The following is a 12,047-nucleotide window of genomic DNA, read 5'->3' as shown; positions in this document are numbered from 1 at the left end:
AACAAGAATGAAAATGATGGACGCTAACGAAATTATTTCGTTTATTCAAAAAAGTGAAAAGAAAACTCCTGTAAAGGTATACATAAAAGGGGATTTAAAAGAAGTAACATTCCCTGAAACGGTACAAGCATTTGTAAATAAAAAGTCTGGTGTATTATTTGGAGAATGGTCTGAAATTAAGACAATTCTAGATGAAAATAGCAAGTACATTGTTGATTACGTTGTTGAAAATGACCGTCGTAATTCTGCAATTCCAATGCTTGATTTAAAAGGTATTAAAGCTCGTATTGAGCCAGGCGCGATTATTCGTGACCACGTTGAAATCGGCGACAATGCTGTTATTATGATGAATGCAACAATTAATATCGGTGCTGTAATTGGTGAAGGTTCTATGATCGACATGAACGCGGTACTTGGTGGACGTGCAACTGTTGGTAAAAACTGTCACGTAGGTGCAGGTGCAGTACTTGCAGGTGTTATTGAGCCACCTTCAGCAAAACCAGTTATCGTTGAAGACGATGTTGTTATTGGTGCTAACGTAGTTGTGTTAGAGGGAGTTACAGTAGGTAAAGGTGCAGTTGTAGCAGCAGGAGCTGTTGTAACAGAAGATGTACCTCCATATACAGTTGTAGCAGGTACTCCAGCACGTGTAATTAAAGAGATTGATGAGAAGACAAAAGCAAAAACTGAAATTAAACAAGAGCTTCGTCAATTAAACCCAGAGAAATAAAAACAAAAAAAGCGTAAGAGCATAAACAGGCTCTTACGCTTTTTATAGATAGAGGTGCAAAAATGGCAGTAAGCAAATTCGTTCAAATTCGTAGAGACTTACACAAAATACCGGAAATTGGTTTTAAAGAGTGGAAAACACAACAGTATATTTTAGATTACATAGGAACGCTTTCGAATGAACATGTGGAAGTGAAAGTATGGAGAACGGGTGTCATTGTTAAAGTAAAGGGGAAAAATCCAGAAAAAGTTATAGGTTATCGCGCAGATATAGACGGTTTACCAATTACAGAGGAAACTGGATATGAGTTCGCTTCTGTTCATGAAGGAATGATGCATGCATGTGGACATGACTTACATACGACAATCGGTTTAGGCCTTCTAACAGCAGCTGTAACAGAAAGAATAGATGATGACCTTGTATTTCTATTCCAACCAGCTGAAGAAGGGCCTGGAGGGGCTCTTCCTATGTTAGAGAGTGAAGAGTTAAAAGAATGGAAGCCGAATATTATTCTCGGCCTTCATATTGCACCTGAATACCCTGTAGGGACAATTGCTACAAAAGAGGGGCTATTATTTGCAAATACATCAGAGTTATATGTTGATTTAAAGGGGAAAGGTGGACATGCAGCTTACCCTCATACTGCAAATGATATGATTGTCGCAGCTAGTCATCTTGTTACACAGCTTCAGTCCGTTATTAGTCGTAATGTAAACCCACTTGACAGTGCAGTAATTACAATCGGAAAAATAACAGGCGGTACAGTTCAAAATATCATAGCAGAAAAGTCTCGATTAGAGGGAACGATCCGAACGTTATCAGTGGAATCGATGAGCCGTGTTAAAAGTAGGATTGAGGCAATTGTTGCAGGTATAGAAGCTTCCTTCCAATGTGAAGCCGTTATTGACTACGGAGCGATGTATCATCAAGTATACAATCATGAAGCATTAACGAGAGAGTTTATGCAATTTGTAAGTGAACAAACTGATATGAAAGTAATTACATGTACTGAGGCAATGACAGGTGAAGATTTTGGTTATATGCTTCAAGAGATTCCTGGATTTATGTTTTGGCTTGGGGTAAATTCAGAATATGGTTTACATCATGCAAAATTACAACCAGATGAAGAGGCTATTGAGAAAGCTATCGTATTTTTAGATCAATATGTAAAGTGGAAGGGAACTAGAAAGTAAACTTGCTCGCCAACTTGGTGGGTATTCGTTAGTTTCAAGGTGAAAACATCTTTTATCCCACTTTAATGGGCAGTAAGACCCCCACCTCAAAATGCAGCGAAAGCAAAGAAGTTAGGTGGGGGCGGGCTGCCCATTAAAGTCCGATTGGTGAGGGCTGATTAAAGTTTCACTTTATATTTGTTTTGAATACACATCGGCATACAAATGGATAAAATAATGAGCAGTGGTTTCGAGCCGCTGCTCATTATTCATTATCGCTTATTGAGAAGATGATTAGTTAACTAGCTTATATATGTTTACAATTCGTGTGGAAAGTGTGTAAAATCAAGGTGAAACGTAGAAAAAAGGGTGGGGAATTACGTGCAGATTAGCAGTGCGATTTTATGTTTTGTTTTATATACATATGTTATTATTGCGGCGGTTTATTTTGGGATAAGTTTTTATGCCTACCGTTTAGCGAATAATAATGAATATGAAGAGACATACAACTGGGTGAAAAGGTATTTATCACCTGTACTAGAAATTATGAATGGGTTTGTTCTTTTTTTATTTATTGGATTAATTGCTTTTTCAACGAGCTTAGTAGGAAATAAGACTACATTATTTGTACTAGGTATCATTATTTTTATGCTATTAGGAATTCGTATTGGTAATACGGTATTTTGGAATGAGAGAAAAGTAGATGGTTGGACGGGAATGCTAATACCGTGTATGCTAGCTGCTATCGTGACGAATATAGAACATGAATATTATCAGTTGCATTTTTGGCTCATAATTGTTTTAACAATTCTCTCTGTGTTGTATATAAGTACTGTCGTGCTAACATACATTGCAAATGAAAAGGGAGATGTAAAAGGTACGCATTTCTTTAGAGGGCGTGCATTGTTATGGAGTGTGCCAACGATGGCGGTTATAGCAATTATTGCGATATTAGTAAATGGGTATCAATTTACGAATTGGCAACTGTTTTTAGAAAATTGGTGGATTTTCATTCTTTCGTTTATCGCTTTTTTAGGTGCAACGCATTATTTATTTCATCAACACCATTATATATTGGCATTGCTATTCGCATTCACACAACTATTATTTGCTTTCTTCGGACAAGAAACGTTATTATTCGTTTTTGAAACGTTTAGTTCATTTGGAAACATATTTGTATTTGGTATGTTAATTTTCAGTATCGCATTTTATTTACAACAGTATTTTTATATGCAAAAACAAAAATAAAGAATGATATACAGGTTTTTGTAGCAAATCTAAAGTATGTTACAATAAAAATACATAGTATTCGATGTTATTGGAGGAATTCCTGTGGGTGAAAAAGAGAAAGAATTTGCTGTCATTGGGCTTGGGCGTTTTGGTGGAAGTATTTGTCGAGAACTTGCTCAATTAGGTATGGAAGTAATGGCAATTGACTCAGATGAGGATAAAATTAATGAGTTTGCAAATATAGCTTCACATGCTGTAATTGCCGATTCAACAGATGAGATGGTATTAAAAAGTCTTGGTATTCGTAATTTTGATCATGTAGTCGTTGCGATTGGGGACAATTTGAATTCAAGTATTTTAACAACGTTAATTTTGAAAGAGTTAGGTGTAAAAAATATTACTGTAAAAGCTCAAAATGATTACCATGAAAAAGTATTAAGTAAAATAGGAGCAGATCACATTGTGCACCCAGAGCGTGATATGGGAAAAAGGATTGCAAATAATATTGCATCAAGTAATGTATTAGACTATCTTGAGCTTTCAGATGAGCATAGTATTGTAGAGATTATTGCAAATAAAAAAATTGATGGTCATTCTTTAATCGAATTAGATATTCGTGCGAAGTTTGGATTGAATATTGTAGCGATTAAACGTGGTAAAGAAGTTATTGTATCTCCTCGAGCTACGGAAAACATTCAAGCGGGAGATATATTAATTGTAATTGGTCATGACGATGAAGTAGATCGTTTCAAGCACTTTTTAAGATAAGAGAAAAGGACAATACCATAAAGGTATTGTCCTTTTTCTTATATCTCCATAATGATTGGTAAAATCATTGGGCGACGTTTCGTTTTCTCATATAGGAATGGTGCTAATGTGTCTGTAATTTCATTTTTAATTTCAGACCATTGTGTTGTTTTACGTTCCATTACTTTTTCTAAATGAGTTGTAATTAATGTTTGAGCATCATTAATTAAATCACTACTTTCGCGCATATAAACGAAACCACGTGAGATAATATCAGGCCCTGCTGCAACTTTAAATTCTTTCATATCAATGCTTACAACGACAATAACAAGTCCTTCTTCAGAAAGGATACGACGATCGCGTAATACGATATTACCGATATCTCCAATACCATTTCCGTCAATATAAACAGATCCAGATGGTATTTTACCAGCTACACTTGCTTCATCTGAACGTAAGGCAAGAACATCACCATTATCCATAATGAAACAGTTTTCTTCTGGAATACCACAATCATTTGCTAATTTCATATGCATACGTTGCATACGATATTCACCATGAATTGGCATGAAATACTTCGGTTTAATTAGACGAAGCATTAGCTTTTGTTCTTCTTGTCCACCGTGTCCACTCGTATGAATGTTTGACAGTTTTCCGTGGATTACATCAGCACCAGCACGGTACAACATATTAATTGTACGGCTTACACTAATTGTATTACCAGGGATTGGTGAAGAAGAGAACACAACTGTGTCGCCAGGAATAATTTGAATTTGACGATGGGTACCATTAGCAATACGTGAAAGTGCTGCCATTGGCTCCCCTTGACTACCTGTACATAAAATAACAACTTTATTAGCCGGTAGACGATTTAATTGAGATGCATCTATGAATGTATCTTTCGGACAGCGAATATAACCGAGGTTTTGTCCGATTTCAATCGCTGCCTCCATACTTCGGCCAAATACAGCCACTTTACGATTGTTTTCAACAGCCGCTTCAACGACTTGTTGCAAGCGATGGATATTTGATGCAAAGGTTGCGAAGATAATACGACCTTCTACTTTGCGGAAAATATCTTGAATACTATCACCAACACGGCGCTCAGACATTGTAAAGTTTGGAACTTCACTGTTTGTACTGTCAGATAAGAGACAGAGTACACCGTCTTTTCCGATTTCAGCCATTTTTGTTAAGTCCGCTGGTTCACCAACTGGTGTGAAGTCAAATTTGAAATCTCCAGTATGAACCACTTGTCCTTGAGGTGTTTTCACAACAACTCCGTATGAATCTGGGATACTGTGAGTTGTACGGAAGAAGGAAACAGATGTCTTTTTAAATTTAATAACATCATCTTCTTGAATTTCATAAAGTTTTGCTTTACGAAGTAATCCGTGCTCTTCTAATTTGTTTTTGATTAGTGCAATTGCTAATTTTCCGCCATAAATCGGAATGTTTACTTGACGTAATAAGTAAGGAATTCCACCGATATGATCTTCGTGACCATGTGTAATGAATAATCCTTTAATTTTATCTTCGTTTCGCACAAAATAAGTGTAATCTGGTATTACATAATCGATTCCGAGGAGTTCGTCTTCTGGAAACTTAATTCCAGCGTCAATTATAATAATTTCATCTTGAAATTGAACAGCATATGTATTTTTACCGATTTCACCAAGACCACCTAAAGCAAAAACGGCTGCTTGATCATTCTTTAGAAATTTCATATGACTATACGATTTCCGCTAATGTTAAATCAGCGTTTTCTTTTTCATATTCAAGATGATTGCCAGTCACAGACTGAACGAATTCGATATTATATGCGAACTTATTTAATTTTGTACGAACATCCTTCTCAGACGTAGCCTCTAAATATAAAACTTTTGTATTTTCACGTACTGGAACCTCAGTCATTTTTTCTTGATAAAATACTTTAAAAATCATTTGGAAAACCTCTCCTTGTCTATGTTTTGCATTATCTGTTACTTATTATAAAGCAAACAGTCACGATTTTCATGTTTTTTCGAATGAGAATGAAGAAAAAGCCCGAAATGGGCACAATTTAAGCGATCGTCTTTTTACGGACTAGATCTTTTAAATAACGCTTCAGCTTTTTCTTCAGCTTCTTCAGCATGATTACTCCTTCCTTTCCTTATTTTAAACATGCATATTACTAGTGAAAACGCCGTCTCTGATATAAGAAAGAGGACAAAAGTGAATGTTGAATCTTGTCTTTTCTCATACAGAGAAAGTTATTCTATAGTAACGATTAGTAGCCGTTAGTTATAGCTATAGTATGAGAAAGAATAGAAAAGAAAATTCATACGAACAAGTATCCACATTTTTTACTAATATATATATGCAGGTTTCATAAATAAGGTCAGAAAGTGAACGCTTTCTTCACAGATGTTTAATATGTTATACTTTTTTTTAGAATTTGAAAAGCGATAATCAAAATAGGAATATAGAGTAACAGAAAGGATTTTGACAAATGAATGATAAAATTGTCTTTTTTGATATTGATGGAACATTATTAGATCATGATAAGAAGATTCCGCAATCTACGCGAGACGCAGTAAGGCAGTTACAAGAAAAAGGCGTGCATGTAGCAATTGCGACAGGACGTGCGCCATTTATGTTCGAAGATATTCGTAAGGAACTTAATATCCACAATTATGTTAGCTTTAATGGACAGTACGTTGTATTTGAAGATGAGGTAGTATTTAATAACCCATTACATCCAGCTGCTCTACATAAGTTTACTCAGTTTGCAAAACAAGAAGGATATCCACTTGTATATCTTGATCATCAAGAAATGAGAGCATCAGTGGAATATCATGATTATGTAAAAGAAGGTTTTGGAAGTTTAAATTTTGAGCATCCGGCATATGAACCTGATTTTTATGAGAAGCGTAATATTTATCAAACACTTCTTTTCTGTGAAGTAAATGAAGAAGAAAAGTTTATAAATCAGTACCCAGACTTTCATTTTATTCGCTGGCATGCGTATTCAATGGATATTATTCCAAATGGTGGTTCTAAGGCAAAAGGGATTGAGAAATTCATTGAAAAGCTAGGATTTAACCGTGAACAAGTGTATGCATTTGGGGATGGCTTAAATGATTTAGAAATGATTGAAGCGGTTGGAACAGGTATTGTAATGGGGAATGGTCATGAAGACTTGAAAAAACTTGCAAATCATGTGACAAAGGATGTTAGTGAAGACGGTATATATCATGGTTTAAAATGGGCTGGATTGCTATAAGTGAATATGGAATCTATTTCATATAATAAAAAGGCGGAAGATTATCTTCCGCCTTTTTTATTATCGCTCCAGAGGTTTTGAATCGTCAGGAGCGGCAAATGGATTTTCTTTATTAATGTGGTCATAGAACATAACACCATTTAAATGGTCAATTTCATGTTGAAATACAATTGCTGGTAAACCTTTTAAACGTAATTTTACTTCTTCGCCGTTGATAGAAGTTGCTTTCACTGTAATTCTTGTATAACGAGGGACATAACCAGGTACTTCACGGTCTACTGATAGACAGCCTTCACCACTTTGTAAATATGTACGTTCAACAGAATGGCTAATGATTTTTGGATTGAATAATGCATGACTATATAAAGTACCGTCCGTATCTGTTACATGAACCGCAATCATTTTCTTTGAAATACCGATTTGCGGAGCCGCTAATCCGATTCCAGGGCGTAAACTATATTTTTCAGCCATTTCAGGATCTTGGCTATTTATTACAAATTCAATCATTTCTTTAAGGGTATTTGTATCTTCTTCGCTCGCTGGTAGTACTACCTCTTCTGCAACGTTTCGCAAAATAGGATCTCCTTCGCGAATTACATCTTTCATTGTAAGCATATGTAATCTCTCCTTTCCCCTTTAGTCTACCAAAGGAGATGGAAAAAGTCATCGGCAAGTAAGGGGAAGATAGATCGGTTATGTAGGAATAAAAAGAAAGAGACGGCAGAGCCGTCTGTTTCTTTCCATAGTTGTTTCATTTTACATTAGCGAATGCAAGCAGCACCAACGATAATTAAAAGAATAAACAACACAACGATCAAGGCGAAGCCGCGTCCAGAACCACCACAAGAACCGCCATAACCGTAGGAAGGATATGAACAAGTTGGATAGCAATATGAATATCCGTACATGAGATGACCTCCTTTATCATTTCCCGCTAATACTGCGGTTACTATAATGTATGGAGGGAAGAGTAGAAATGTATGGGTAATTACCTATAAAAGGAAGAAGAGTTTGTATATTTTTGCTAAGAAGAGAGAAAAACTAAAGAGAATTAAATCGTTTACATATTATTCTAAGAGAAAAAACAAGTTAAAAAGGGAATAATATAACAGCAGGTTAATGCTTACTAATACAGATGTGAAAAATAAAAACACGTTTGTGTAGGAGAAACCTGCAGATTATTTATAAAAAAACGTATTCAAAGTAATTGACATCGTAATTAGAATAGTTGTAAACTAAAAAACGTGATCAAGATTGTATTAATATGTTTCTGAAAAAACATTAGTACAGATTGTTAGGTACACAAAATTATTCTCAACCGACAAATAAATTTGTTGGTTTACATTGTTGCGTTTTCCATCTAGCGAATAGATAGTGAAAGCGTTTCAGAATATGGTTCAAGAGAGGAAGAGGTGAACGGAATGGGTACTAAAACAAAAAAGACCCTATTTAATGTTGATGAGCAAATGAAAGCTATCGCAGCTCAATTTGAAACATTACAAATTTTAAATGAAAAAGGCGAAGTTGTGAATGAAGCAGCTATGCCTGAATTATCTGATGATCAATTAAAAGAATTAATGCGCCGTATGGTGTATACTCGCGTACTAGATCAACGTTCTATTTCTTTAAACCGTCAAGGACGTTTAGGTTTCTACGCACCAACAGCTGGACAAGAGGCTTCTCAATTAGCAAGTCATTTCGCACTTGAAGCAGAAGATTTCATCTTACCAGGATATCGTGATGTGCCACAATTAGTATGGCACGGTTTACCATTATACCAAGCATTCTTATTCTCTCGTGGACATTTCATGGGTAACCAAATGCCTGAGAACGTAAATGCACTTGCTCCACAAATCATCATCGGTGCGCAAATCATCCAAACTGCTGGTGTTGCGTTAGGTATGAAATTACGTGGTAAAAAATCTGTTGCAATTACTTACACTGGTGACGGTGGTGCTTCACAAGGTGACTTCTACGAAGGTATGAACTTTGCGGGCGCATTCAAAGCTCCAGCAATCTTCGTTGTACAAAACAACCGTTATGCAATCTCTACTCCAGTAGAAAAGCAATCTGCAGCTAAAACTGTAGCACAAAAAGCAGTAGCAGCAGGTATTTACGGAATTCAAGTAGACGGTATGGATCCATTAGCTGTATACGCAGCAACTGCTTTCGCTCGTGAGCGTGCAGTAAATGGTGAAGGTCCTACTTTAATCGAGACTTTAACATTCCGTTACGGTCCACATACAATGGCTGGTGATGACCCAACTCGTTACCGTACAAAAGATATCGAGAACGAATGGGAACAAAAAGATCCAATCGTACGCTTCCGTGCATTCTTAGAAAACAAAGGCCTATGGTCTCAAGAAGTTGAAGAGAAAGTAATCGAAGAAGCAAAAGAAGATATCAAACAAGCAATTGCTAAGGCTGACCAAGCTCCAAAACAAAAAGTTACTGATTTAATGGAAATCATGTACGAAAAAATGCCTTACAACTTAGCTGAACAATATGAAATTTACAAAGAAAAGGAGTCGAAGTAAGCCATGGCTCAAATGACAATGATTCAAGCAATCACTGATGCTTTACGCGTTGAAATGAAAAATGACCCTAACGTACTTGTGTTTGGTGAAGACGTTGGTGTAAACGGCGGTGTATTCCGTGCTACTGAAGGTTTACAAGCTGAATTCGGTGAAGACCGTGTAATGGATACTCCACTTGCAGAGTCTGGTATTGGTGGACTTGCAGTTGGACTTGCACTTGAAGGATTCCGTCCAGTTCCAGAAATCCAATTCTTCGGTTTCGTTTATGAAGTAATGGATTCAATTTCTGGTCAATTAGCTCGTATGCGTTACCGTTCTGGTGGACGTTGGACTGCTCCAGTAACAGTTCGTTCTCCATTCGGTGGTGGTGTTCATACTCCTGAACTACATGCTGATAGCTTAGAAGGTTTAGTGGCTCAACAACCTGGTCTAAAAGTTGTTATTCCATCTACTCCATACGATGCAAAAGGTCTTTTAATCTCTGCGATTCGTGACAACGATCCAGTTATCTACTTAGAGCATATGAAATTGTACCGTTCATTCCGTCAAGATGTACCAGAAGGTGAATACACAATTGATTTAGGCAAAGCTGACATCAAACGTGAAGGTACAGATGTATCTGTTATCGCTTACGGTGCTATGGTTCACGCTGCATTAAAAGCTGCTGAAGAACTTGAAAAAGAAGGTATCTCTTTAGAAGTTGTTGACTTACGTACAGTTCAACCATTAGATATCGAAACAATCATCGCTTCTGTTGAAAAAACAGGCCGCGTAGTTGTAGTTCAAGAAGCTCAAAAACAAGCTGGTATTGCAGCTAACGTTGTAGCGGAAATTAACGACCGTGCAATTTTAAACTTAGAAGCTCCAGTTGTACGTGTTGCAGCTGCTGATACAGTATTCCCATTCTCTCAAGCTGAGAGCGTATGGTTACCAAACCATAAAGATATTGTTGAAGCTGTTAACAAAGTAATGAACTTCTAATTTTTACTTATTCATGTGCAAAAGAAATCAGCACATGCTGATTTCTTTTGCCATATTCCATAATAAAGAAATGAATCAGGGGGCTGAATTCCGTGGCATTTGAATTTAAACTACCAGATATCGGTGAAGGTATCCACGAAGGTGAAATCGTAAAATGGTTTATTAAACCAGGCGACGAAGTAAACGAAGACGACGTACTTCTTGAAGTACAAAATGATAAAGCAGTAGTAGAAATTCCTTCTCCTGTTAAAGGTAAAGTACTTGAAGTACTTGTAGAAGAAGGTACGGTTGCAGTAGTTGGAGATACATTAATTAAATTTGATGCTCCTGGATACGAAAACCTTAAATTTAAAGGCGACGATCATGACGAAGCTCCTAAAGCTGAAGAAGCAAAAGAAGAAGCTCCTAAAGCTGAAGCTACTCCAGCAGCAACTGCAGAAGTAGTAAATGAGCGCGTAATCGCTATGCCATCTGTTCGTAAATATGCTCGTGAAAACGGCGTAGACATTCATAAAGTAGCTGGTTCTGGTAAGAACGGTCGTATCGTAAAAGCTGACATCGATGCATTTGCAAATGGTGGACAAGCAGTAGCAGCAACTGAGGCTCCAGCAGCAGTAGAAGCTACTCCAGCAGCAGCGAAAGAAGAAGCACCAAAAGCACAACCAATCCCAGCTGGTGAATATCCAGAAACTCGTGAGAAAATGAGTGGTATCCGTAAAGCAATTGCGAAAGCAATGGTTAACTCTAAACATACAGCTCCTCACGTAACATTAATGGATGAAGTAGATGTAACTGAACTTGTTGCTCATCGTAAGAAGTTCAAAGCTGTGGCAGCTGACAAAGGTATTAAATTAACTTACCTTCCATACGTTGTTAAAGCTTTAACATCTGCATTACGTGAATACCCAATGTTAAACACTTCTTTAGATGATGCTTCTCAAGAAGTAGTTCATAAACATTACTTCAACATCGGTATCGCAGCTGATACAGACAAAGGTCTATTAGTACCAGTTGTTAAAGATACAGATCGCAAGTCTATCTTCACAATTTCTAACGAGATCAATGATCTTGCTGGTAAAGCACGTGAAGGTCGTTTAGCTCCTGCTGAAATGAAAGGCGCTTCTTGCACAATTACAAACATTGGTTCTGCAGGTGGACAATGGTTCACTCCAGTTATCAACCACCCAGAAGTAGCAATCCTTGGTATCGGCCGTATCGCTGAGAAACCAGTTGTGAAAAACGGTGAGATCGTTGCAGCTCCAGTATTAGCATTATCTCTAAGCTTTGACCATCGTTTAATTGACGGCGCAACTGCTCAAAAAGCATTAAACCAAATTAAACGTCTATTGAATGACCCACAATTATTAGTAATGGAGGCGTAATAA

At 36.9% G+C, this 12,047-nt stretch carries 12 protein-coding genes; 8 read left to right on the top strand and 4 right to left on the bottom strand.

The genetic code is table 11. The features are described from left to right. Positions 1 to 7 precede the first annotated feature (7 nt). The 4 genes from dapD (at position 8) to ACTFNE_RS01360 (ending at position 3,900) form a co-directional block, all read left to right on the top strand. On the top strand, positions 8 to 730 hold the full coding sequence (gene dapD / locus ACTFNE_RS01375; RefSeq protein WP_000783248.1) for a 2,3,4,5-tetrahydropyridine-2,6-dicarboxylate N-acetyltransferase: 723 nt from the start codon (positions 8 to 10) through the stop codon (positions 728 to 730). 62 nt (positions 731 to 792) lie between these two features. Next, positions 793 to 1,923, top strand: a complete 1,131-nt coding sequence (locus tag ACTFNE_RS01370; RefSeq protein ID WP_046197915.1) for an N-acetyldiaminopimelate deacetylase — start codon at positions 793 to 795, stop codon at positions 1,921 to 1,923. 360 nt (positions 1,924 to 2,283) lie between these two features. Further along, positions 2,284 to 3,150 carry a hypothetical protein gene (locus ACTFNE_RS01365; protein WP_001167329.1) on the top strand — a complete coding sequence of 289 codons (867 nt, stop codon included), beginning with the start codon at positions 2,284 to 2,286 and terminating at the stop codon, positions 3,148 to 3,150. Positions 3,151 to 3,234: 84 nt separating this feature from the next. Next, positions 3,235 to 3,900, top strand: a complete 666-nt coding sequence (locus ACTFNE_RS01360; protein WP_000504032.1) for a potassium channel family protein — start codon at positions 3,235 to 3,237, stop codon at positions 3,898 to 3,900. Between the two features lie 38 nt (positions 3,901 to 3,938). Here ACTFNE_RS01360 and rnjA read toward each other — a convergent pair whose 3' ends face one another. Both rnjA and ACTFNE_RS01350 read right to left on the bottom strand, forming a co-directional pair. Further along, the gene (gene rnjA, locus ACTFNE_RS01355; RefSeq protein ID WP_000670368.1) at positions 3,939 to 5,606 is read right to left on the bottom strand and encodes a ribonuclease J1; all 1,668 of its coding nucleotides are present in this window, start codon (positions 5,604 to 5,606) and stop codon (positions 3,939 to 3,941) included. Positions 5,607 to 5,610: 4 nt separating this feature from the next. Next, complete coding sequence (locus tag ACTFNE_RS01350; RefSeq protein WP_000576444.1) at positions 5,611 to 5,823, bottom strand: DNA-dependent RNA polymerase subunit epsilon; 213 nt, start codon at positions 5,821 to 5,823, stop codon at positions 5,611 to 5,613. A gap of 547 nt (positions 5,824 to 6,370) precedes the next feature. Here ACTFNE_RS01350 and ACTFNE_RS01345 point away from each other — a divergent pair. Beyond that, entirely contained in the window at positions 6,371 to 7,144 is a 774-nt protein-coding gene (locus ACTFNE_RS01345; protein WP_000998289.1) for a Cof-type HAD-IIB family hydrolase, read from the top strand. 60 nt (positions 7,145 to 7,204) lie between these two features. Here the strand turns inward: ACTFNE_RS01345 and def are convergent, their stop codons facing one another. After that, on the bottom strand, positions 7,205 to 7,759 hold the full coding sequence (gene def / locus ACTFNE_RS01340) for a peptide deformylase (RefSeq protein WP_046197916.1): 555 nt from the start codon (positions 7,757 to 7,759) through the stop codon (positions 7,205 to 7,207). A gap of 146 nt (positions 7,760 to 7,905) precedes the next feature. Beyond that, a complete protein-coding gene (locus ACTFNE_RS01335; protein WP_000274562.1) occupies positions 7,906 to 8,052 on the bottom strand; it encodes a YjcZ family sporulation protein in 147 nt (48 codons plus the stop codon). A gap of 513 nt (positions 8,053 to 8,565) precedes the next feature. On the opposite strand from ACTFNE_RS01335, the gene pdhA reads away from it, so the two are divergent. The 3 genes from pdhA to pdhC all read left to right on the top strand — a co-directional run bounded on the left by pdhA (position 8,566) and on the right by pdhC (position 12,044). Beyond that, on the top strand, positions 8,566 to 9,681 hold the full coding sequence (gene pdhA, locus ACTFNE_RS01330) for a pyruvate dehydrogenase E1 component subunit alpha (protein WP_000536893.1): 1,116 nt from the start codon (positions 8,566 to 8,568) through the stop codon (positions 9,679 to 9,681). A 3-nt stretch (positions 9,682 to 9,684) separates the two neighbouring features. Next, positions 9,685 to 10,662, top strand: a complete 978-nt coding sequence (pdhB, locus tag ACTFNE_RS01325) for a pyruvate dehydrogenase complex E1 component subunit beta (protein WP_000068166.1) — start codon at positions 9,685 to 9,687, stop codon at positions 10,660 to 10,662. Positions 10,663 to 10,754: 92 nt separating this feature from the next. Beyond that, positions 10,755 to 12,044, top strand: coding sequence for a pyruvate dehydrogenase complex dihydrolipoyllysine-residue acetyltransferase (pdhC, locus tag ACTFNE_RS01320; protein WP_000863427.1), 1,290 nt, complete (start codon positions 10,755 to 10,757; stop codon positions 12,042 to 12,044). Positions 12,045 to 12,047: the final 3 nt, after the last annotated feature.

The sequence above is a fragment of the Bacillus cereus group sp. MYBKT111-2 genome, assembly GCF_051915205.1.
Taxonomy (GTDB): Bacteria; Bacillota; Bacilli; order Bacillales; family Bacillaceae_G; genus Bacillus_A; species Bacillus_A paranthracis.
Note: the sequence above shows the minus strand (reverse complement) of the source record. Positions and strands in the feature narration are given on the sequence as shown.

Excerpts from the sequence above, each read along its gene's own strand:
- ACTFNE_RS01350 (WP_000576444.1), bottom strand. The coding sequence starts at position 5,823 with ATGATTTTTAAAGTATTTTATCAAGAAAAAATGACTGAGGTTCCAGTA.
- def (WP_046197916.1), bottom strand. The coding sequence starts at position 7,759 with ATGCTTACAATGAAAGATGTAATTCGCGAAGGAGATCCTATTTTGCGA.
- dapD (WP_000783248.1), top strand. The coding sequence starts at position 8 with ATGAAAATGATGGACGCTAACGAAATTATTTCGTTTATTCAAAAAAGT.
- rnjA (WP_000670368.1), bottom strand. The coding sequence starts at position 5,606 with ATGAAATTTCTAAAGAATGATCAAGCAGCCGTTTTTGCTTTAGGTGGT.
- ACTFNE_RS01345 (WP_000998289.1), top strand. The coding sequence starts at position 6,371 with ATGAATGATAAAATTGTCTTTTTTGATATTGATGGAACATTATTAGAT.
- pdhA (WP_000536893.1), top strand. The coding sequence starts at position 8,566 with ATGGGTACTAAAACAAAAAAGACCCTATTTAATGTTGATGAGCAAATG.
- ACTFNE_RS01370 (WP_046197915.1), top strand. The coding sequence starts at position 793 with ATGGCAGTAAGCAAATTCGTTCAAATTCGTAGAGACTTACACAAAATA.
- pdhB (WP_000068166.1), top strand. The coding sequence starts at position 9,685 with ATGGCTCAAATGACAATGATTCAAGCAATCACTGATGCTTTACGCGTT.
- ACTFNE_RS01335 (WP_000274562.1), bottom strand. The coding sequence starts at position 8,052 with ATGTACGGATATTCATATTGCTATCCAACTTGTTCATATCCTTCCTAC.